The sequence below is a fragment of the Johnsonella ignava ATCC 51276 genome, from assembly GCF_000235445.1.
In the GTDB taxonomy this organism is placed as follows: domain Bacteria; phylum Bacillota; class Clostridia; order Lachnospirales; family Lachnospiraceae; genus Johnsonella; species Johnsonella ignava.
Map to the genome: position 1 here is coordinate 430,379 of NZ_JH378830.1, position 22,935 is coordinate 453,313.

Annotated in this window: 15 protein-coding genes, 1 pseudogene and 1 riboswitch; of the genes and pseudogenes, 5 read left to right on the plus strand and 11 right to left on the minus strand. The window is 34.9% G+C overall.

Features of this window, described 5'->3' with window-relative positions; genetic code table 11:
* Window positions 1–59 precede the first annotated feature (59 nt).
* Window positions 60–3,773 carry an AAA family ATPase gene (locus HMPREF9333_RS12180; RefSeq protein ID WP_005540109.1) on the minus strand — a complete coding sequence of 1,238 codons (3,714 nt, stop codon included), beginning with the start codon at window positions 3,771–3,773 and terminating at the stop codon, window positions 60–62.
* The gene (locus HMPREF9333_RS04430; protein WP_005540110.1) at window positions 3,760–5,028 is read right to left on the minus strand and encodes a metallophosphoesterase family protein; all 1,269 of its coding nucleotides are present in this window, start codon (window positions 5,026–5,028) and stop codon (window positions 3,760–3,762) included. Before HMPREF9333_RS04430 ends, HMPREF9333_RS12180 begins: the two co-directional genes overlap by 14 nt.
* A gap of 164 nt (window positions 5,029–5,192) precedes the next feature.
* Between HMPREF9333_RS04430 and HMPREF9333_RS04435 the strand changes: the two genes are divergently transcribed.
* Window positions 5,193–6,149: a hypothetical protein gene (locus HMPREF9333_RS04435; protein ID WP_005540111.1), complete on the plus strand. Its 957-nt coding sequence runs from the start codon at window positions 5,193–5,195 to the stop codon at window positions 6,147–6,149.
* Here the strand turns inward: HMPREF9333_RS04435 and HMPREF9333_RS04440 are convergent.
* The 7 genes from HMPREF9333_RS04440 to HMPREF9333_RS04470 form a co-directional block, all read right to left on the minus strand.
* Window positions 6,124–7,386: a glycosyltransferase family 4 protein gene (locus HMPREF9333_RS04440; RefSeq protein ID WP_005540113.1), complete on the minus strand. Its 1,263-nt coding sequence runs from the start codon at window positions 7,384–7,386 to the stop codon at window positions 6,124–6,126. The two genes, HMPREF9333_RS04435 and HMPREF9333_RS04440, sit on opposite strands and share 26 nt — an antisense overlap.
* 251 nt (window positions 7,387–7,637) lie before the next feature.
* The gene (gene tsf / locus HMPREF9333_RS04445) at window positions 7,638–8,576 is read right to left on the minus strand and encodes a translation elongation factor Ts (RefSeq protein ID WP_005540115.1); all 939 of its coding nucleotides are present in this window, start codon (window positions 8,574–8,576) and stop codon (window positions 7,638–7,640) included.
* 107 nt (window positions 8,577–8,683) lie between these two features.
* Complete coding sequence (rpsB, locus tag HMPREF9333_RS04450; RefSeq protein ID WP_005540117.1) at window positions 8,684–9,439, minus strand: 30S ribosomal protein S2; 756 nt, start codon at window positions 9,437–9,439, stop codon at window positions 8,684–8,686.
* A gap of 211 nt (window positions 9,440–9,650) precedes the next feature.
* Entirely contained in the window at window positions 9,651–10,448 is a 798-nt protein-coding gene (codY, locus tag HMPREF9333_RS04455; RefSeq protein WP_005540119.1) for a GTP-sensing pleiotropic transcriptional regulator CodY, read from the minus strand.
* 278 nt (window positions 10,449–10,726) lie between these two features.
* Entirely contained in the window at window positions 10,727–12,808 is a 2,082-nt protein-coding gene (topA, locus tag HMPREF9333_RS04460) for a type I DNA topoisomerase (RefSeq protein ID WP_005540121.1), read from the minus strand.
* Between the two features lie 53 nt (window positions 12,809–12,861).
* Entirely contained in the window at window positions 12,862–14,043 is a 1,182-nt protein-coding gene (gene dprA, locus HMPREF9333_RS04465; RefSeq protein ID WP_005540123.1) for a DNA-processing protein DprA, read from the minus strand.
* Window positions 14,040–15,575 carry a YifB family Mg chelatase-like AAA ATPase gene (locus HMPREF9333_RS04470; protein WP_005540125.1) on the minus strand — a complete coding sequence of 512 codons (1,536 nt, stop codon included), beginning with the start codon at window positions 15,573–15,575 and terminating at the stop codon, window positions 14,040–14,042. The genes dprA and HMPREF9333_RS04470 overlap by 4 nt, the downstream gene beginning before the upstream one ends.
* A gap of 344 nt (window positions 15,576–15,919) precedes the next feature.
* On the opposite strand from HMPREF9333_RS04470, the gene HMPREF9333_RS04475 reads away from it, so the two are divergent.
* The 3 genes from HMPREF9333_RS04475 to galE all read left to right on the plus strand — a co-directional run bounded on the left by HMPREF9333_RS04475 (window position 15,920) and on the right by galE (window position 19,084).
* Window positions 15,920–16,627: an IMP cyclohydrolase gene (locus tag HMPREF9333_RS04475; protein WP_005540127.1), complete on the plus strand. Its 708-nt coding sequence runs from the start codon at window positions 15,920–15,922 to the stop codon at window positions 16,625–16,627.
* 11 nt (window positions 16,628–16,638) lie between these two features.
* The gene (locus tag HMPREF9333_RS04480; RefSeq protein WP_005540128.1) at window positions 16,639–17,844 is read left to right on the plus strand and encodes a phosphoribosylaminoimidazolecarboxamide formyltransferase; all 1,206 of its coding nucleotides are present in this window, start codon (window positions 16,639–16,641) and stop codon (window positions 17,842–17,844) included.
* A gap of 169 nt (window positions 17,845–18,013) precedes the next feature.
* Entirely contained in the window at window positions 18,014–19,084 is a 1,071-nt protein-coding gene (gene galE / locus HMPREF9333_RS04485) for a UDP-glucose 4-epimerase GalE (RefSeq protein ID WP_005540129.1), read from the plus strand.
* Between the two features lie 130 nt (window positions 19,085–19,214).
* On the opposite strand, the gene HMPREF9333_RS04490 is transcribed toward galE, so the two are convergent.
* Together HMPREF9333_RS04490 and HMPREF9333_RS04495 are read right to left on the minus strand one after the other, a co-directional pair.
* A complete protein-coding gene (locus HMPREF9333_RS04490; protein WP_005540130.1) occupies window positions 19,215–21,314 on the minus strand; it encodes an elongation factor G in 2,100 nt (699 codons plus the stop codon).
* Window positions 21,315–21,419: 105 nt separating this feature from the next.
* Window positions 21,420–22,046: a TerD family protein gene (locus HMPREF9333_RS04495; RefSeq protein ID WP_005540131.1), complete on the minus strand. Its 627-nt coding sequence runs from the start codon at window positions 22,044–22,046 to the stop codon at window positions 21,420–21,422.
* Window positions 22,047–22,302: 256 nt separating this feature from the next.
* A riboswitch (FMN riboswitch) is annotated at window positions 22,303–22,418 on the plus strand.
* Window positions 22,419–22,522: 104 nt separating this feature from the next.
* Between HMPREF9333_RS04495 and HMPREF9333_RS12510 the strand changes: the two are divergent.
* Window positions 22,523–22,935 (plus strand): annotated as a pseudogene (locus HMPREF9333_RS12510) (transposase); the annotation flags it as partial.

Sequence of the window (22,935 nt, forward strand, 5' to 3'; positions counted from 1 at the left end):
ACACCTATGTACTGTATATTATATACCTGCAATACAAAAAATTCAATATTTTTCAAAAATTATCCATATTCTATACTTACCTTACTTCCTCCTTCTCCTGAAACTGCCGCTCTTACTATAAGCCTTACAGGTACTCTCTGTTTAAGATATTCAACATGTGATATAAGCCCTACCTTCATTCTGTCATTATACACTTTTTCAAGTGAATCCATAACAACCTCAAGAAGTTCTTCATCAAGGGTTCCGAAGCCCTCGTCAAGGAAGAAAAGCTCAAGCGGTGCCGAGCCCTTAAGCTGTATATGTGCGGAAAGGGACAGTGCCAGAGAAAGCGATACTACAAAACTCTCACCTCCTGACAGAGTTTTTACATTTCTTAATCTCCCGCCATTTTTATAATCTCTTATCTTAAATGTGCCGTCCTCTGCCGTTTCAAGCCCGTATGCCCCTGAACTTATCTCAAAAAGCCGCTCTCCTGCAGCGGAGGCTATATAATCAAGCTGTTTAAGTGCCATAAATTCTGCAAATTTTCTCGCACCGACGGTATTTTTAAGCTCTCTTGCAATAGAAAGATTTTTACTTACAGCCTCTTTTTTCCTGAGAAGTTCCTCTATCTTTTCAAGCTTTAGCAAAATCTCACTTCTTTTTTCCCTTATAGCTATAACCTCCTCCTGTATACTATTTAAATCATCATTTATATTACTGTTTTCATCTTCAACAGCTTTATATTCTTCAAGGCTTACTCTTTTGCTTCCTGCATATTTTTGAAATTCATTTAAGGCTCCGTTAAGCTGCCTTATATCTTCCTCATAATCATTTATCTTTGCAAGAAGTTCTGCTTTAATATTATTTTCAAGTTTGCTCTTTTTTATTTTTAATATAATAGCCTCCATGCACATTGTTTTATCACTGTATAGCTCCTTAGAATCAGTTTTTATACTGCTTCCCTCAGCAGTTTTATATTGATCTTCATTGTATTTATTAAATATTTCTATAAGCTTGGATTTTTTATCTTCCAGTATATTATCTATATAAGCAGCTTTCTTTTCCAGTATTTCACTATTTTTTTCTGCTTCAATACTTTTTTCAGATATACGTTCAAAATCACCTTTTAAACTGTTAAATCGGTATTCAAGCTCAGAATACTGTTTTGTCGTGTATTCCAGCTCATCAGCTGGACTTTTAAGTTGCTCCATAATTTCCAGAAATTTTTTTTCAAGAAGCCGTGTATTTCTACTTTCCTCCTTAAGCATAGTTTCATATTCTTTTTTTGTAATCTCCGATGATTTAAGCTTCGACTCATTTTTATATCGTACCTCCTCCAAATCCTGTATACATTTCTCACACTCCTCTATTTTAATCTTTATTTTTTTATTTATGTTTTCCGATTTTAAAATTATATCAAGCCTAGCTCCTGGATTATTGCCACAGTCATTATATACTGTATATAAAGTATTTTTTACCTCATCTATGTCATTTTTTAAAGATTGTTTTAAATTAATATTATTTTTAGCAGTATCCTCATAAATTTTAATTTTAGCGGTATATACAGACAGATTTGAAGATATTTCATGTTTTTGTTCAAGTAAGTTCTCATGTTTTTTTTGGTTTTCATGCAGCTGCCGGTTTATATCTTCTGCAGTATTCTCAAGACGTATAATGTCATTTAAGATAAAGTTTTCGATATGTTTTATAGTATCATTGTTTATATTATCTGAAACACCGGCTTTGAACACTTCAAAAACTTCATCCAACTCATTTCTACCATATCTCAACACTGATTTTAGTCTTTGTATAAAATTATATATTGCTTCACTTTCATTTAATTTGAAACTGTTATCTTCAGCAATAATTTTTTCTTTTCTTTCATTAAGTACTGCAATTTTACCTTCAAATCCTGACTTTTTCTGCAATTCCTGCTTAAGAGCTTCCTGTATGAATTTAATATTTTTTTCTATACTGCTTATTTTATAATTAAAGTCTCCATGTTGTGTTTTATGCTTTATATCCTTTATTACATTACCGCATACAGGGCATATATCACCTCTCTTTAAATCTCTGCTTATATTAAAAAGTCCTTCACTTTTTATAAGCTTTTCTTTTAAAGCCTTAAGATTATCAAGTTTTAATGTTTTAGCTTCAAACTGAGAACATAATTTTATATAGTCATTATTTATAGAATAAAACTCAGTATTTATATTTTTAAGACTATTTACAGCTTTTCCTTTTTTTATAATATATTCATATAAGTTTTTATATTTCAGAATCATAGTCCGGGCTGCACCGGAATCTGAAAGTATATTATTTTTTAAATCATCTTCCGCCGCTTTTACAGCGTTTATTTTATCTGAAACCTGATTTAGACTGTCATTAGTTGTATTTATAATGCCTTTTAGTTCTGAAATCAGTTTATGTATCTCATCATCAGATGTATTAAGCTTACTAAAACTTTCTTCAAGGGCTTCAAGCCTGTTGGAAAACTCACATGCCTTAATAAGCCTCTGTCTTAATTCAATATCAATTTCATGCTTTTTAAGATATTCTTTTTCAGTATACAGTATCATCTTTTGTTCTTCTATCTGCCTGTAAACCTCTGACTGCTGTTTAAGATTTAAAGTATGCTCTATATCTAACTGCTTATATTTACTTTTATGAACATCAAATTCAGCTTTCCTTTTTATATATTCGTCCCAGTCTCCGGTTAATGTTCTAAGCTTTATTATTTTTTCAGAAAGCATCTTTCCTTCAATATTAAATTTTTCCTCATTCTGTCTGTAAAGCTTTTCAATTTTTTCTTTATCTGCCAGAAGCTTTTTATATCCCTTATTTACATCATTAAGTTCATCAGATATTTTAATTTTTTCATCTAAACTATTTTCATAATCGGATACCAGAGGGAGCATAAGTTCTGAATATCTGTCTCTTTCTATCTTTTCTTTACACTCTTTAATAAATGCCTCCGATTTATATCTTTCCTCCAGTTTTAATTTTAATTCGTCGATTTTTAACTGTCTTTCATATATATTTTTATTTAATTCAAGCTTAATATCACTATTTTCTTTTTTTATTTTTATATTTTCAAGCTTTTTAATGTATTCATTAAGTTTTTTGTCTACTTCATTAAAGGCTTCATTTGTAATACCTTCATAAGAGGCAAGCCCTCCTGAAATCCTTTCATCTTCTCTTTCATACTGCTGTACTCTGTTTTTAATCTTTTTTTCAAGTACATCGCCATATTTTTCAAGATTAAATAATCTTTCAAGTATAACTCTTCTGTCTCTTCCCTCCATTTTTAGAAAATCATTAAACCCGCCCTGAGGCAATACTACAGTTTTTATAAAATCATCATATTCAAGTCCTATAATTGTTCCTACCGCCAACCTGAACTCAATTTCTTTTTCTGCCAGAACTTCCTCTTTTGGCAGCAACATTATAAGTTTAACCTGCTTTGTAGTAGTTTTTTTATTCGCATCTTTTTTAATTTCTCTTACTATCCTATATACTTTTTCTTCATTTGTACTCTTTATTCCGAATTCAAAGATCACTCTTGCCGTATCAGTATTTATATTTATATATTGTTCTTTTGCACTATTTGAACTGTCTCTTGCTATTTTTCCATAAAGTGCAAATGTAATTGCATCAAGTATGCTTGATTTTCCGCTTCCGGTAGGTCCGAAGATCCCGAATATACCAAGCTTTCCAAGCTTTTCAAAATCAATTTCCTGTTCTTCAAGAAATGAATTGAATCCTCTGATTTTTATCTTAATCGGTCTCATACTCCTCCTCATTTATTGACATCAGCATTTCAACCATCTCATCATCAGGTGTATTTCCATGCTGCATTTTATAAAATTCAATAAATTGTTCTTTGAATGAAAGTCCTGCCATCTCAACAGTTCTTTTTTTCTCATCGGCTTCTATAACAGGTCGTATCTCAACTATATCCTTTTTAAGTAATTTCATTTCCTTTATCTGATCCTCTCTTATATAGCTGTTGCATTTAATCTCAAGATAAACCCAGCTTTCCTTATCTGAATATTTTCTGCACATATCAATAGCTTCATCTATTGACTCAACATTCCATATATGTATAGGTTTGAATACAGGAATCTTAACAGGTTGTACATTAAATGCATTATAACGGTGCTTTAAATTATCTTCTTTTGAATTATCGGTTTTTATGCCTTTTGTAAGTTTAGTTTTTTTATTTATATCAATACAGTAAAATAAATTTTCAAATGCCGCCTCGGATTTGCTGTAATGTATAGGTGCGCCGCAATATCTGATCCTGCCTGTTTTATCAACTGCCTGTGCTTTATGTATATGCCCCAATGCAGTATAGTCGGCACCTCTTGGTAGTATATCCGTCCCTATAAGAAAGCTGGCACCAAGACAGCTCAGTCTTTCTGAACCTGAAGGCTTCGAGCCTAAAGTAAATAAATGACTTATCGTAATATTTATGCTGTCTTTTTTAAAATTAGTTTCCAGTTTTCTAAACAGTTTATCAATCTTTTGTACATAGCTATACTGTCGTTTTTCTTCATCATCGCTTTCATTATAAAAAACTTCATTCAGCCTTTTTTCACTAGGGTATGCAGCTGCAATTACTACAACGCTTTCACCGTTTACTTCAAGCTCAAAAAAGCCCTCACCGGAATTTACGACTCTATGTTTTCCATATTTTCCTGTTGGTATTAAAGTTCTGGGTGTGCCTGCCATTATTATGCCATGCTCTGCCGCAATAGGCCATGCCGAAACTATCCTTTCAGGATTATCATGGTTTCCGGCTATAACTACACTTATGCATTCCCCATCTCTTGAGAGTTTTTTAAGTGTATCATAAAAAAGTTTTTCAGCTCTTGCAGGAGGATTGGGAGTGTCGTATATATCGCCTGCTATAAGGATGATATCCGGTTTTAAATCTATACACTGTTTTGAAAAAAAGTTAAGAAACATTTCCTGTTCATCAAGTCTGCTATGTCCTTCAAGACTTTTACCAAGATGCCAATCTCCTGTATGTACTATTCTCATTATATACAACCTGCTTTCCGATTTGTACTGCATATACAGTTTAACATAATATATGCTTGATTTAAATACTGAATATTGTGTTGCTTATAATATCTTTTTTTTATATAATGGTGTTATTTAAAATTTAAAAAATAGTTTAACTCTTAATTTAAGGATTTAAGTATATGAAAATAAAATATATTCTTCTTCTGGTTTTGCTTATTATATCACCTGCGTTATTTTCTTTAAGATATAACAGCCAACTATATAATGGCATTTCAGAAAAGTCTAAAAATAACAATCTTGATAAGAATAGTGAGCCTCATACAAAAGATTTTATATATGGAATTACTATAGATGACAGCTGGGAAAATGAGGTTTCTGTAGATGAAATACTTGATGCTATCTCTGCCATGTATGTAAAGCCAACCGTACGCATAGTTATGTCATATGAGGTATCTGCCGCTGAATATACCGATTTATTTGAAAAAATTCATGAAAAAGCATATATAATGGCATGTCCGGTAGATTCCTATGAAATGAACAGGTATCCGGATGCTGAAAGCTACCTTAAGCGTTTTCAAGATTCATATGCAGCTCTTTCTCCTTATGTAGATATATGGGAAATAGGTAATGAAATTAACGGTATTGACTGGATTAAACAGGAGAATGAACTTATTGCCTCAAAAATAAATTCAGTGTATCATTTTTTAAATTCAAAAATCAATAATACTTTTACAAAAATTGCAATTACTGCATATTATATGCCTCCCGGCAGCATGGAAATGGAAAGTTGGCTTGATAGATATATGGATGATGATATTAAATCAGGTATTGACTATGTTTTAGTAAGCTATTATGAAGATGACAATGACGGATTCCAACCTGACTGGGACATGGTGTTTAAACGACTTGAAAAAATCTTTCCAAATTCAGGACTTGGCATAGGTGAATGTGGCAATACAGCAGAAGATGCCGATATAAACAGCAAAAAAGAAATGGCACACAGATATTATAATATGCCTAAATATACTGAAAATTACATAGGCGGATATTTCTGGTGGTATTGGGTTCAAGACTGTGTGCCTTATGAGAATAATGAATTATGGGAAGTGATTAATTCTGCCGAATATCAGAAATAAGCTGCTTTATATATACATCAATCTTATTTATAATACCATCCCATGAATGTGAATATATTTCTGAATAAACCTCATCATCTGCCTGAAATCCTTCTTTTACACGTTTAATCTGAGTAGATAAGGCATTGGCAAGATTTTTTATAAATTCAGGCTTATCCTCCTCATATGGTTTGTCGGTATCAAATAATCTAGGCAGCTTTATATATTCTATAATCCCTGAGGAATTTACCCTGTCTCCAAGCAGCCATATAAGACTCTCTATTGAAGTTGTAGCAACAAGGCATCCTGAAGCAAGTGCCTCTATATTTACAAGCCCGAGGCCTTCATAATATGACGGAAGTACAAATATATCACTTTCCCTCATTTTCCGTGCAAGCTCCGGCTGAGGCAGTGCAGGAGATATAGTAAGATGTTTGAAATTTTCCGAAAGTCTCATAAGCTCTGAAATCTGAGCTTCGGAGGCATTTCCTATTATATCAATACAGATGTCAGGATGCTTTTTAATGACCTCGGGTATGGCATTTGCAAGCTCATACACGCCCTTTGAATATGATATCTTCCCGGCATAAAGTATTGAAATCCTGTCATGACTTCGGGTTTTAATTTTATCATTTGAGAAAGCACTGCAATTTTCTCTATAAAAAATTCTACTGTCAAATCCGCCTCCCATAACTTTTATTTTATTTTTACTTATCCCTATTATATTTTCTATATCATGAATATCTTTAGGTGCAATCGCTATACAGCCATCAAGCTCTGATATATATTCCATATGTAATTCTCTAAAGTAGGGATACTTTTTAATCTGTCTTAAATCAGTTCCATGAGATATCCCTATAACAGGTATATCATAAAATATACCCTTAACAATAGATGTCAACATAAACAAATGATGGCTTATAACTATATCCGGCTTAAATTCCTCTCTAGCCTTATAAAGCATGTTTGTAAATGCATTTTTCCACTTACAAAGCATATCTTCATTCATTCCTGAATAAATTGTAGAGTTATAAGGCATCTCATCGCTCATACCTGCAATCGGAAAATCAAGATCATCGCTTAAAAAGCTGACTTCATATACTTTTCCTTCTGTAACCTTAGGCTTAAACGAATCCTGTACAGCATATAAAAATGCATTTTCGTATCCCAGCTTTTTAAATCCGTCAGCCAGTACCCAGTAATAAATCCCGCTTCCTGTATGTGATGGAAGTTGGGCAAGACAATGTAATATTTTCACTTCACGCTCCTATATAAATCAATAAGGCATAATTGTATAAGATAATTTTTAATGTGTTTTTTAATATATTCTATTTAAATATATTTTTTTAAAAACCGGATCTATAAATATTCTGACATATTATTAATACGATTTTTTAAAAAACACCAGAAGGCCGATTCCTCCCGGTGTTTTATCTGCGGTTTATTTTAAAACTAATATACAAACAGTATGTAGTTAAGTATCAAAGCCGCAATGTTTTATAAAATTTATTACTTTAACTGTTTTGCAACCTCTGCTGCGAAGTCCTCACTCTTTTTCTCAAGTCCCTCACCGGTCTCAAAACGTACAAAACCTTTAACAGTAATATTGGCTGAATTTGCCTTTGCAACCTCTTTGACATAAGCTCCTACGCTCTGTTTTCCATCAGCCGCCTTAACATAATTCTGGTCAAGGAGGCAGATCTCCTTAAGTTCCTTTGATATGCGCCCTTTAACTATACCTTCAATAACCTTATCAGGTTTTGAGGCCTCTTTAGGATCGTTTTTAATCTGAGCTATAAGGATTTCTTTCTCTTTTTCAATGTAATCAGCAGGAACCTCACTGTCGGAAGTATATACCGGTTTAAGTGCAGCAACCTGCATAGCAATATTTTTTCCCATTTCTTTTACTGCATCATTTACAACATCGGTCTTAATATCCACCAGAACACCTATTTTTCCGCCGGCATGTATATAATCAACTACAACACCGTCAGGTTCATGAACCTGTTCAAACCTGCGGATATTCATATTTTCACCTATAACCGAAATCATGCTTGAAAGCTTTTCCTTAACTGTAACGCTCTCATCCAGAGCCCATTTTTCTTCTAAAAATTCTTCAATATTTGAAGCTCCTGTCTTAATTGCCTGTCCTGCAACTTCAGCTACAAAAGCCTTAAATTTGTCATTTTTTGCAACAAAATCAGTTTCAGCATTTACTTCAACAATCACGGCATCCTTACCGCACTCGCATACCAATGTCTCAACTATGCCTTCAGCAGCTATACGTCCCGCTTTCTTCTGTGCTCCTGCAAGTCCCTTTTCCCTAAGAAAATCAACTGCCTTATCTATATCTCCGCCGGTTGCTGTAAGTGCTTTTTTACAATCCATCATACCTGCACCGGTCATCTCTCTAAGTTCCTTTACCAGTGCAGCAGTAATCTCTGCCATATTAATCAACCTCCTGTTTTTTGTTTATATAACAGCAGCTATCCACTGTATAAAATCAATATTATTTCTTATATTTTAAAATAACTTTTTAAACTTATGTTTACAATCTATTCTTCTTCAGGAAGTGTATCTGATTCTTTATCCGCCTCAATAGCTTCAGCCTCTTCCTGAGATACTACCTCTCCCTGGTTTGCTTCTATAACAGCATCTGCCATTCTTGAAACTATAAGTCTCACTGCACGTATAGCATCATCATTTCCGGGGATTACATAATCAAGCTCTTCAGGATCGCAATTTGTATCACAAATTCCTATAAGCGGGATTCCGAGTATATGTGCTTCCTGTACACAAATTCTCTCCTTCTTGGGATCAACTATAAATATAGCATCAGGAATCTTTTTCATGTATTTTATTCCGCCAAGGTTTCTTTCAAGTCTGCCCCATTCTTTTCTAAGGGCAAGAACTTCCTTTTTAGGAAGAACCTCGAAAGTTCCGTCTTCACTCATTTCTTCAATCTTTTGAAGCCTTTTAATCCTTGACTGTATAGTTTTAAAATTGGTAAGCATACCGCCAAGCCATCTCTCATTTACATAAAACATTCCGCAGCGCTGTGCTTCCTCTTTTATAGTATCCTGTGCCTGTTTCTTTGTTCCTACAAAGAGTATGCTTCCTCCGTCAGCCACTATGTCCGATATTACATTATATGCGGCATCCACCATTCCTACACTTTTCTGAAGGTCAACTATATGTATGCCGTTTCTCTCGGTATATATATAAGGTGCCATTTTGGGGTTCCACCTTCTTGTCTGATGACCGAAATGGACACCTGCTTCAAGAAGCTGTTTCATTGAAATTACACTCATTTTTATTCTCCTTTAATTTTGGTTATTTCTTCCGCCTGAAGTTCATACAGGATATCAGCTTAATGTCTTTTAAGTTAACACCGCCCTGCATGCAACAGACGTGCTTTTTATAGGCTTATGAATTTTACCATAAAATAAAACTGTATGCAAGCTTTATGCTTATTTTAATATCTGCCAATTTAAAATTATATCCTGAAATAATATGTCGAAATTACTGTTCTCTCAGCTTTTTTTTGCCTGTAAGTGTCTCAAGCTCTTCTTCCACCAAGTCATTTACTATCCTTATATAGGTTCCTCTCATACCTGAAGAACGACTTTCAATTATACCGGCACTTTCAAGCTTCCTTAATGCATTAACTATCACTGATCTTGTAATTCCGGCTCTGTCAGCTATCTTACTGGCAATCAATACACTTTCATTATCTTCGATTTCATTAAATATAAATCTTATAGCATCAAGTTCTGATGTGCTGAGAGTTGAAAGTGCCGATTTAACAACTTCCTGCTTACGTTTCTTCTCAGCTTCCTCTTCACTGACACTCCTTATCATCTCAAGACCTACAACAGCAGCGCCATATTCGGCAAGTATTATGTCATCTATGTCAAATTCTTTACTATCTTTATATATAAACAGACTTCCAAGCCTCTCTCCCGCTATATATATAGGTACAACTAATGCCTTATACTTTTTTATATTTTTAAAGTCAAAACCGAGTGTGGCAAGATTTACATTTTCCTTTGTAGAGAGTACCGCAAGCAATCTCTGATTAAGCATATCATCTATAACTTCGCCTATACTCTCGGAAATAAATTCATTTATAAGTTCAACCTTGTCATTATTAAAAATACCTAAAACCTTCCCCTTTTTACTTAAAACAAGTATATTGGAATCTAATATCTCGCTTAAAACCGCACATATGTCATTAAAAACAACTTTTTTGGAACTTGAGTTGTTATTTTGTAATAAATTATTGATTTTTCTTGTTTTGTCTAATAATTCAATTTTCACTTTCTCTGCTCCCTACTTCTAAGTTCATTATACTAAAATGAATTTACCAAAAACACGGTGTAAGCCTGTATTATACTAACTTTTATAGCTACACCCCTTCAATTATATAACTCTAACATAAATAATAAATATATACAAGTATTCTTTAAAATTTTTCTGTATTTATTTTATTTATAGAAACACTTATTAAGTATTTCCAGTGCGAAAATCACAGCTATCTGCATCATTTATATGTGATTTTGGACACTTTCATGTACACCCTGCCAAGTAAAAGTTGATTAATTTGATGTCTCCTTGGCTTTATCTTCGTTATAGCCGCATTTTGATGAAGAACATACAATTTTATTTCCCTTTTCAACCATATAGGATCCGCATTGACTGCATTTTTTAGAACTGGGTTTTGCCCATGACATAAAGCTGCATTCCGGATTATTTTCGCATCCGTAGTATATTCTGCCTTTTTTAGTTTTTTTAAGTACCGCCTCTGAGCCGCACTCAGGGCACTTTACACCTATCTTTTGATAATAAGGCTTTGTATTCCGGCATTCCGGAAATCCGGGACAGGCTAAAAATCTGCCGGTCGGTCCATACTTAATTACCATTTTTCTGCCGCAGTTTTCGCAGACAACATCACTTTCTTCATCAGCTATCTTTATACTTTCAAGCTCTTTCTGCGCTTTTTCAACAGCACTGTCAAGATCAGGATAAAAATTTTCTATAACAGTCTTCCATCTAATCTGTCCTTCTCCTACGCCGTCAAGCAAAAGCTCAAGATTTGCAGTAAACTCCTTATCTACAATACTTGGAAAATGACTTAACATCATTGAATTAACCGCCTGTCCAAGCTCTGTTGAATACAGGTTTTTATTCTCCTTCACCGCATAATGACGTGCCAGTATAGTTGATATAGTAGGGGCGTAAGTTGAAGGTCTCCCTATCCCCTGCTCCTCAAGTGCTTTTACAAGGCTGGCTTCGGTATAATGTGCCGGAGGCTGGGTAAAATGCTGGGAACCTTTTAGTTCTTTTAGATCAAGAACATCTCCTGATTTTAATCCGGCTATTATTTTATCATCTTCTTCTTTTTCTTCATCTTCCTTATATACATTTAAAAATCCGTCAAATAATACATGTGAACCTGATATAGTAAAATAATAGTCTCCAGCCTTTATTTTTATACTTTTTGTTTTATAAACGGCACTTTTCATCCTGCTTGCTGTAAATCTCTGCCATATAAGCTGGTAAAGCCTGAAAAGATCCCTTCCAATCAAATCCTTAAGCTGTGCAGGAATAATACTTATGTCGGTAGGTCTTATGGCTTCATGTGCATCCTGAACTTTTGCATCGGACTTTCCTGTGGTCTGCATATCTCCGGCATAATCACTGCCGTATTTTTTTTCTATAAATTCTTTAGCACTCTTTTGTGCCTCCTGCGATACCCTGGTAGAATCAGTACGCAGATAGGTAATTAATGCAGTCATGCCGCTGCCCTTAATTTCAACACCTTCATAAAGCTGCTGTGCAAGTTTCATCGTCTTTGAGGTTGAAAAATTAAGTCTCTTGCTCGCTTCCTGCTGCAATGTTGATGTAGTAAAGGCAAGCGGAGGTCTTTTTATTCTCTCACCTTCATTTACCTCTTCGATTTTAAATTTTTTTCCTTTAATCTCAGCTAAAATCTTATCACATTCATCTTTTGAATTAATCTCGGTTCTGGTTTTTGTGCCGTAAAATTTTGCATTTAGAGGTTTCTTCATGTTTTTTCCGGCAAGCTCAGCCTCGATTGTCCAATACTCTTTAGGTATAAATGCATCAACCTGTGCATCCCTTTCACATATCATCCTAAGTGCCACCGATTGAACTCTGCCGGCTGAAAGCCTCCTTTTGATTTTTGCCCATAAAAGCGGACTTATCTTATAGCCTACTATTCTGTCAAGAACTCGTCTCGCCTGTTGAGCATCTACAAGATTCATGTCTATATTTCTAGGATGTTTAATTGCTTCTTTTATTGCATTTTTCGTAATTTCATTAAAGCTTATCCTAAATGTCTTCTTTCCTGATTCATTAAGCTTAAGTGCATTTATAAGATGCCAGCTTATAGCTTCGCCTTCTCTGTCAGGGTCTGTTGCAAGATAAATTTTATCTGCTTTTTTTGCTTCCTTTCTGAGCTTTGCAAGCAATTCACCCTTGCCTCTTATAGTTATATATTTAGGCTCATAATAATTATCAACATCTATACCAAGACTGCTTTTAGGCAGATCTCTGACATGTCCGTTTGAAGCTGTAACCTCATAGCCGGACCCTAAATATTTTTTTATGGTCTTTACCTTTGCAGGTGATTCTACAATAACTAGGCTGTTTGCCATATCTCCTCTTAAATCATAACCGATATATACGACATATAAATTTATATAAAAATCTATATATCGTCCAGGTTGTTGATATTCCTTCCATAATAATTGCCTGAAATCTGAATTAAGTATCCTCTGAGTTCAAGGTCAAGCACTATCGACATAACCTCAGAAACAGGCAGATGAGATTCATCTGCCACATCTTCCAGATATTTAGGCTCCAAATCGAAGCAACTATACACCTTTTTTTCATTATTTGCAAGTATGTTAATATCTCTTTGGAAAATTTTAAGTGTTTTGTCCCTTATCAGTCCCAGACTTTCAATTATATCATCAACTGAAATTATAATACCTGCACCCTCCGATATAAGGCGATTACAGCCACGGCTCATAGGATCATTTATTCTTCCGGGCAGTGCATAAACCTCTTTTCCCTGTTCAAGTGCATGCCTTACAGTTATCATTGAGCCTGATTTTTCCCTTGCTTCTACTACTATTATAAGATCGGAAAGTCCTGAAATTAAGCGGTTCCTTATAGGGAAACTGGATTTTACGGCATTCCCTTTTGGAATATTTTCACTTATTATGCCTCCTCTGCCTTTTGACATCTCACAATAAATATCAAAATTTTCCTTAGGATAACATATATTCACACCTGAACCAAGTACCGCATAGCTTGAACCGTCTTTCTGATTTAATGCTCCCCTGTGTGAACATCCATCTATACCTATTGCCATTCCGCTTATTATTTCAACTCCTTTTTTTACAAGTGAACCTGCTAGAAATTCAGCCATACTTCTACCATAATTAGTTGCATTTCTGCTTCCAACTATTGCAACACTCTTTTTTTCATCTCCGGGAAGTTTTCCCTTTACATACAGCCACATGGGCTTATCATAGAGATTTAAAAGCCTTTTAGGATAGTTTTTATTTTCTATTGTTATAAAATTTATATCACTATCACTGAGGCTTATATATTCTTCAAATATTCTTTCTTTTTCTGCAGCAGCTTTGCATATTGCTGCCGCTGCCGATTTTCTTATACCGGAATTTTTCACAAGCTCCCTACTATTCATAGTATATACCAGACTTAGCGGTTTTATACTGTTATAAAGCTTACCGGCAGTTATTGCACCCACATCTTCAACATATGAAAGAAAATGAAGTACGGCATCAACGGAATTTATATTACGGCTGCCTGATGTACTTCCGAAAGACTTTGCGTTGTATATACTGCTGTCATTTTTCATCTCATAATTCCTCCCCAGTATTTTTCTTCAAGACTTCTATAACTTATCGCTTCACAAATATGCCTGCGACATATTTGTTCGCTTTTATCAATATCCGCCGATGTTCTAGCCACCTTAAGTATTTTATGAACAGATCTTACACTCATACTCCTGCTCTCATATATATCCTTTAAAAATTCCTCATCTTTTTTTGAAAGTGTACAATATATATCAACTAATTTTTTATCCATCTGTGAGTTAAACAGTATACCGTCATTTTTAAATCTTTCATTTTGTATAATTCTTGCATTTTCTACAATTTTCCTGATTTCTGTACTTTTTTGCCCACTCCCGTGCTTTCTAAGCTCATCATAATTAAGAAGTCTGGTCTCTACACAGATATCAATCCTGTCAAGCAGCGGCTTGCTTATCTTTCCCAGATAATGCTTTATCTGATTTATATTGCAGTTACACCGGTTACGGTCGGGATAAAATCCGCATTTACACGGATTTGTAGCTGCTATAAGCATAAAATCCGCCGGAAATACATATGAACCCATAAGTCTTGATATGCTTACCCTACCCTCTTCCATAGGCTGGCGGAGTATCTCAAGAGTTTCCCTTTTAAATTCTGCAAGCTCATCTAAAAAAAGCACTCCATGATTTGCAAGTGATATTTCACCCGGCTTAGGCTTTATGCCTCCTCCGACAAGTGCATTGGGAGATATGCTGTGATGCGGATTTCTGTAAGGTCTTTTTTTAAGCAACGGTTTATCAGCATCAAGCATACCGCATACACTATAAATCCTTGAGGTTTCAAGCCTTTCTTCCATACTCATAATAGGCATTATAGCCGGTATCCTCGAAGCAATCATACTTTTTCCTGTACCGGCAGGTCCTATATAAAGTATATTATGTCTTCCTGCCACAGCTATTATTGTGGCTCTTTTTAGCATTTCCTGACCGTTTATATCTGAAAAATCTCCTCCTATTTCATAGTCATACCCACTTTCATTGTAAATTGCATGCGGAGGATGTGTTTTTTCACCGTTTAATACACTTACAAGACTGTTTAAATCTTCGATACCAAAACATTCTATACCCTCTATCACACTTCCTTCGGAAGCATTTGCAGAAGGTACGTAAAGTTTTTTAAATCCTGCCTTTTTCGCTGCAATAGCTATTGAAAGAGTTCCTTTTATTGAAAGCAATTTTCCGCTTAATGAAAGTTCCCCGGCAAATATACATCCATTAAAAGCTTCTGTTTTTATAATTCCGTATGATGACAGTATTGACAATGCTATTGGAAGATCAAAATTACAGCTTTCTTTTTTTATATCTGCCGGTGATAAATTAATAACTATCTTTTTAGGACTTAAAAGATAACCCGAATTTTTTATAGCAGTCCTTACTCTGTCGGCAGCTTCTCTTACTTCACTTGCAAGATAGCCTATAAGCACCGTTTGTGGAAGTCCCGAACCTACATCGGTTTCACAGCATACTATAAATCCGTCTATGCCTAAAAGCCCCGCACTATACACTTTGCTTAACATTTTAGATTCCTTTCCAAGTTTTAAATTATTTTCTAAAGTTTTTTAATGAAATGGTGTTAACTGTTGCTATTTAAAGTTCATTTATGATTTATGTTTTATAATAAATATAAGGATTTTTTTCAGACTTATTTTAATTTTAAAGAATTTTTAAAAAGATTATTTTGAATTTTTTGATTAGTATAAGATCTGACTGGTATTAAGTTACTATATATACATATATAAGTCAAGGATTTTTTTAAAAATAATTGACTTACAATCAGCTGTGATTTTATCACGTTTAGTCTTGTAATGATAAAGCTTTTGTCTTATTATATTATATATATTTTGAAAAGGAGGAAGATAAAGTGTATTCACTATTTGACGAAATTGCTTCTAATCCCTATCCCGGGCGAGGTATAGTTCTGGGGCAAAGTCCTGACAAAAATCATGCAGTAGCCGTATATTTTATAATGGGTAGAAGTGAAAATTCAAGAAACCGAATTTTTATATCCGAAAAAGACGGTATAATTACAAAGCCTTTTGACGAAAAAAAAGTAACCGATCCTTCACTTATATTTTATCAGCCTGTAAAAATACTTGGCAATAAAACAATAATTACTAATGGCGACCATACCGATGCTATATACAAAGGAATGGATCAACAGCTCACATTTGAACAGTGCCTGCGAAACTGCAGCTTTGAACCTGATGCTCCGAATTATACACCAAGGATATCAGGTATAATAAAAATTGATGCAACCGGTCAGCATTATGCCATGTCCATATTAAAATCAGATAACGGCTCTCCTGACTCATGCCAGAGGTTTACATTTGCCTATGATAATCCTACACCAGGGTACGGTCATTTTATACATACCTATATAGGAGATTCAAATCCTCTTAAAAGTTTTTGTGGTGAACCCAAAAAAATCTCTATACTTGATGATATAGATTTATTTGCCGATAAGATTTGGAAAAATCTTAATGAAGAAAATAAGATTTCGCTTTGGGTAAGGTATATCAATATAAAAAATCTTGAATATAAAGATATAATTAAAAATAAAAATAAATAAGGAGATTTATAATGCAGGAATCAGACAGACTGATATTAAAATACGGATGCAATCCGAACCAAAAACCTGCTTCAATATATATGGAGGACGGCATCAGGCTCCCTGTAAAAGTACTTTCAGGAAACCCCGGATATATAAACTTTCTTGATGCACTTAATGCATGGCAGCTTGTATGTGAACTTAAAACAGCTTTTAATATACCCGCTGCCGCTTCATTTAAACATGTATCGCCTGCGGGTGCTGCGATAGGTATTGAGCTTAATGAAAGCCTAAAGCACGCATGCCATATAGCTCCAAATACACAGCTGAGCCCGCTCGCCTGTGCTTATGCAAAAGCCAGAGGAGCAGACAGGATGTCTTCATTTGGAGATATAATTGCATTGAGTGATAAATGCGATTTTGAAACTGCACAACTTATAAAATCAGAAGTTTCAGATGGAATTATAGCCCCTGGTTATGAACCGGAAGCATTGGAAGTGCTTAAAGAAAAGAAAAAAGGTAATTACAGCATAATACAGATAGATGAAAATTACAGACCCAAACCGGTTTCAGAGATAAGTCAGGTAACTGAAAAAAAGCAGGTATTCGGTATCACATTTGAACAGGGCAGAAATGAAGTTCAGCTTAATGAAAGTCTTTTTTCAAATATTGTAACTGAAAATAAAACCCTGCCCTCAGATGCACAAAGAGATCTGCTAATTTCACTTATAGTCCTTAAATACACACAGTCCAACTCTGTATGTTATGCAAAGGACGGTCAGGCAATAGGTATAGGTGCAGGACAGCAATCAAGAATACACTGTACAAGACTTGCAGGCGATAAGGCTGACTGCTGGCACTTAAGGCAGATGCCGAGAGTCCTTAAGCTCCCATTTCTTGAAGGACTTAAAAAATGTGATATGGATAATGCCATAGATACCTATATACTAAACAGTCCGTTGCTTTTAAAGGACGGTAACTGGCAGAGGTTTTTTAAACACAGACCTGAGATGCTGTCTGAAGATGAACGAAAAGAATATCTTTTAAAAATAGATAATGTAAGCCTGGGTTCAGATGCATTCTTCCCATTCGGCGACAATATAGAAAGAGCCTGCGAAAGCGGTGTAAAATATATAGCACAACCCGGCGGCTCAATAAGGGATGAGCAGGTTATAGAGACCTGCAACCGACATAACATCACAATGGCATTTACAGGAATAAGGCTTTTTCACCATTAATAGATGAGCCTCTATCTATATGGAAAACCAAATTAAATTCGCCGGCCCATTTAAATTTAGCCAAATGCTTGATATACAGGGTAAAAGCACGGCTGAATACCTACCGCAAAATGAAATAAATAATTAGTTAAAATCAATAAATAATAAAATTATTATCATGAGGTATATTATGTCAATTTTAGTTACAGGAGGTGCAGGTTTTATAGGAAGCCACACCTGTGTTGAACTTTTAAATTCAGGCTATGACGTGGTTGTAGTAGATAATCTTATAAATTCATCACATATAGCACTTAAAAGAGTTGAAGAAATAACATGTAAAAAAATTAAATTTTATAAAATCGACTGTCTTGATAAAAAAGCCCTTAATAACGTTTTTAAAAATGAAAATATAGAAGCCGTTATACACTTTGCAGGTTTAAAAGCAGTTGGTGAATCAATTTATAAGCCTCTTGAATACTACCACAATAATATAACCGGTACTTTAATTCTATGTGATATTATGAGAAGGCATAAATGTAAAAATATAGTATTTTCCTCAAGTGCAACGGTATACGGCGATCCCGCATTTGTACCTATAACTGAAGAATGTCCTATGGGGCATATAACCAATCCTTATGGCAGGACAAAAGGCATGCTTGAACAGATACTTACAGATCTGCATACTGCCGATAATGAATGGAATGTTATGCTTTTAAGATATTTTAATCCTATAGGGGCACATGAATCAGGAAAAATAGGCGAAAATCCAAGGGGTATACCAAATAATCTCCTCCCCTATATTACACAGGTGGCAGTAGGTAAGCTGGTATGCCTGGGTGTGTTTGGAAATGATTATGATACTCCGGACGGCACTTGTATCAGAGATTATATACATGTAGTTGATCTTGCACAGGGACATGTGGCTGCACTTAAAAAAATGATGACACAAAAAAACGGCGTATTGATTTATAACCTGGGCACAGGTATCGGTTATTCCGTACTTGATGTAATAAATGCCTTTGAAAAGGCTAATCAGCTTCGTATAAACTATGTGTTTAAACCAAGGCGTGCCGGTGATGTACCAAGATGTTATGCAGATCCTTCAAAAGCGGAAAAAGAGCTGGATTGGAAGACTACAAGAGATCTTGAAACCATGTGCCGGGATTCATGGAGATGGCAAAAGTATAACCCTGACGGTTTTAAAGAAGATGAAAATGATATAGCGATAAGAAAAGAAAGCGGGCTTAAACCGTATAATTAATTTTATTTTAGAATAATAAAAGCATCTCTGTTGAAACAGCTCAAAGTTTACAAATTCCAAGCTGCTTTAAACAAAGATGCTTTTTTATACTTAATTAAATATAAAAGCTCTTGTCAAAAGACTTTAATTATTACTCATTGTTTTCAAGTTTTGAAGCTCTTGCTTCAACCTCTTTTTTCTGTATCTCCGCCGGTGCCTGTTCATAACGCACAAATTCATATGAATAGGTTCCTATACCTCCTGTCATGGCTCTAAGATCAGTATTATAACCTAAAAGCTCAGACATAGGTATATCAGCCATTATTCTCTGCTTTCCTCCATGTGTAGAGTCCATACCGAGAACTCTTCCTCTTCTTCTGTTTATATCTCCCATTACGTCTCCTGTAAACTTATCAGGCACTATAACGTGAAGCGATGCTATCGGTTCAAGAAGAACCGGATTTGCCCTCATAAAGCCGTCTTTAAATGCAAGCGTTGCAGCCATTTTAAATGCAAGTTCAGATGAGTCAACAGGGTGATATGAACCGTCTAAAAGTACCGCTTTTATTCCTACAACAGGATATGCTGCAAGCGGTCCTTTAAGGCAGCATTCAGCTATACCCTTTTCAACTGCAGGGAAGTAATTCTTAGGAACCGCTCCTCCAAATACAGTCTCTTCAAATACATAGGGGGTTTTTAAATCATCAGAAGGCTCAAAGCTCATTTTAACATCACCAAACTGCCCATGACCGCCTGATTGTTTTTTATATCTTCCGGAAGCTTCAACCTTTTTCTTTATAGTTTCCCTAAAGGCAACTTTAGGTTTTGAAAGTTCTATCTCAACCTTATATCTGTTTAAAAGCTTGCTTATGACTATTTCAAGCTGCTGATCACCTATACCATATATGAGCGACTGGCGGTTTTCAGTATCCATAACGGTATTTAGTGTAAGATCTTCTTCCATAAGTTTTGCTAAACCGGATGACATCTTATCCTCATCGCCTTTATTTACAGCCTTATATCTCATATATGTGTATGGCTTTGATATTTTAGGTCTATGATAAAGTATAGGTGCATTTTTCAATGCAATTGTATCTCCTGTCTGCGTTACATTAAGCTTTGCTACCGCACCTATATCTCCTGCCTTTATTTCAGAGACTTCTACCGCTTCCTTTCCACGCAGAACATAGAGTTTACCTGATTTTTCTTCAGTTTCTTTTGAAACATTATAAATCGCAGTATCAGGTCTAAGTGTGCCTGTACATATCTTAATGAGTGAATATCTGCCTATAAAAGGATCTACTATAGTTTTAAACACTTTTGCAGAAAGATTTGCCTGTGAATTATATTTAGCAACAAATCTTTCTCCACTGCTTACATCAACTCCAACGCACTCTCCATAATCAGGTGAAGGAAAATATCTTTCTATCGCCATAAGAAGTGCCTTAAATCCCTGTATATTTACTCCTGAGCCCATCATTACCGGAACTATGGCAGATTCACTTACATTATCCTTAAGAGCTTCCGATATCTCATTATCGGTAAATTCTCCGCCCGATAAATATCTTTCCATATATTCCTCACTTGTTTCGGCAACCGCCTCCATAAGAGCTTCTCTTGCAATTTTAAGATTCGCCTCTGAATAATCAGGTATTTCACATTCCTCATAATCTGAAAACTGTGTAAATCTGCGACCCTTCATCTTAACAACATTTACAAAACCTACAAATTTTTCATTTTCCCTTATAGGAAGGTGGAAAGGAGCGATTTTTCTGCCAAATTTAGTTTCAAGCTTGAGCAAAAGCTCTCTGAAACTGGCTTTATCATCATCCATATTTGTAACAAATATAATCCTTGGAAGCTTATATTCCTCGCAAAGCTCCCAGGCTTTTTCAGTGCCTACTTCTATACCTGCTTTACAGTTTACGACTATTATTGCGGCATCTGCAACACTTACAGCTTCTTCAACTTCACCTACAAAATCAAAATATCCGGGTGTATCAAGGAGATTTATTTTTATATTTCCGTTTTCACCTTTATACTCTATGGGTATAACGGAGGTACTTATCGAAAAGCCTCGTTTTATTTCTTCCTTGTCATAGTCGCTTACAGTATTTCCGTCAGCTACCTTGCCGAGTTTTGAAACTGCACCGCTTATATAACAGAGCGCCTCTGCTGCAGTTGTTTTGCCTGCACCTCCATGTCCAAGAAGAACAACATTTCTAATATTCTTTGTATCATATACATTCATAAGTATAACCTCCAGACTTGATTTATTTTAAACATATTTTACTAAAAATCACTCTGTAATTCAATCTTTTTATTAAATTTCTATAAGTCCGCAATTAAGATTTAACTAAGCATAAAGATTTACTAAGGACTGCAGACGACCGGCATCTTTTACCGGCTGACCTATAGCATTAAATTTCCATTCTCCTTTATAACGATAAATCTCACCTACTATCATACCTGTCATTCCACTATAATCTTCTGTAAGGTTAAATCTGCATATCTCACTGCCGTTTCTCAAATCTACAAGTCTTATAAATGCATTTTCTATCATACCGAAATGTTGATTCCTTTTTTCACCATCATATATATTTACTACAAACACAAGCTTATCAACTCCCGTAGGAAGCAGGCTCAAATCAACTGTAATCTGTTCATCATCACCATCACCTGCACCCGTCAGATTGTCTCCATTATGGATTATAGATTCGCTTGAATGTTTAAGATTGCCAAAATATACAAGGCAGTCTTTTGCATTACTGCCATATAATTTTCCCATTTCATTAAGAAGTATAACTGAAGCATCACAGTCAAATTCATATTTAGGCTGCGGTTTTGATTTAAACAGTCCAAATGCTCCTCCGCCCTGTGCAGGCTGTGCCTCATCCCAGCCCAATCCGACCATTATACGACTCAGTCCGCTGCCTCCTTTTGTAAGATCAATCTTTTGCCCTTTTTTTAAGTTAATGCTCATTATTTATTTCTCCTTCAAGATTTTTTAAATCCGGAAATTTATATCTTCTTAGAGTACAGAAAAAGATTTTATCTCCAGAATATAAGTATTTAAAAACTATTAACTCACGTTAATAGTTTATATTAAATCTATAAAAAAATCAACATTTTGACTATAATACACAATACTGTCTTATTATCAAATAAACATTGACAACAATAACATTCTGCAACTTGACAATCATTTCCATTTTATTTATAATTGCCTGTAATTGAATAGCTATCTTCAGGGCAGGATGAAATTTCCTACCGGTGGTACAGCCCACGAGCCGTAAGGCATGATTTGGTGAAATTCCAAAGCCGACAGTTAAAGTCTGGATGAAAGAAGATAAAGTATGTGTATACGTTTTATATGGGGGCTGTGAAACAAGTCCCTAAAAGAAATAGGACCATTCGTTCATGCGAAAGGTCCTATTTTTGTGGTAAAATTAACTTGCAATGAAAACTTTACACAATAATTATTGTAATTCAAAACAAGGATATTTACCACTGTTTCTTTCAGATTGTTTGGATCTGCTGGATCCTGTTTTAACATTTGACAGATTGATGGGAGGAATCGATTTAAACAAGTATCTGACGGGTATTCCGGAGTACACAACCGGACGACTCAGATATAATCCGGTCAACATGTTAAAAACAGTACTTTTCGGATTTATGACTAGCGGTTACTGCTCTCTGAGAGAACTGGAAGACAACTGCAAAGTTAATATCAGGTTCATGTATCTCATGGATCACCAGACTCCGTCATACAGAACCTTTGGATATTTCATCAATGAAATACTTCAAGATAATATTGAAAACATTTTAACGACATCAATCACGCTATCTTTAACGAGGAGTCATGTAGTATC

Excerpts from the sequence above, each read along its gene's own strand:
- HMPREF9333_RS12180 (WP_005540109.1), bottom strand. The coding sequence starts at position 3,773 with ATGAGACCGATTAAGATAAAAATCAGAGGATTCAATTCATTTCTTGAA.
- HMPREF9333_RS04430 (WP_005540110.1), bottom strand. The coding sequence starts at position 5,028 with ATGAGAATAGTACATACAGGAGATTGGCATCTTGGTAAAAGTCTTGAA.
- HMPREF9333_RS04435 (WP_005540111.1), top strand. The coding sequence starts at position 5,193 with ATGAAAATAAAATATATTCTTCTTCTGGTTTTGCTTATTATATCACCT.
- tsf (WP_005540115.1), bottom strand. The coding sequence starts at position 8,576 with ATGGCAGAGATTACTGCTGCACTGGTAAAGGAACTTAGAGAGATGACC.
- rpsB (WP_005540117.1), bottom strand. The coding sequence starts at position 9,439 with ATGAGTGTAATTTCAATGAAACAGCTTCTTGAAGCAGGTGTCCATTTC.
- topA (WP_005540121.1), bottom strand. The coding sequence starts at position 12,808 with ATGGCAAACAGCCTAGTTATTGTAGAATCACCTGCAAAGGTAAAGACC.
- dprA (WP_005540123.1), bottom strand. The coding sequence starts at position 14,043 with ATGAAAAATGACAGCAGTATATACAACGCAAAGTCTTTCGGAAGTACA.
- HMPREF9333_RS04470 (WP_005540125.1), bottom strand. The coding sequence starts at position 15,575 with ATGTTAAGCAAAGTGTATAGTGCGGGGCTTTTAGGCATAGACGGATTT.
- HMPREF9333_RS04480 (WP_005540128.1), top strand. The coding sequence starts at position 16,639 with ATGCAGGAATCAGACAGACTGATATTAAAATACGGATGCAATCCGAAC.
- galE (WP_005540129.1), top strand. The coding sequence starts at position 18,014 with ATGTCAATTTTAGTTACAGGAGGTGCAGGTTTTATAGGAAGCCACACC.
- HMPREF9333_RS04490 (WP_005540130.1), bottom strand. The coding sequence starts at position 21,314 with ATGAATGTATATGATACAAAGAATATTAGAAATGTTGTTCTTCTTGGA.
- HMPREF9333_RS04495 (WP_005540131.1), bottom strand. The coding sequence starts at position 22,046 with ATGAGCATTAACTTAAAAAAAGGGCAAAAGATTGATCTTACAAAAGGA.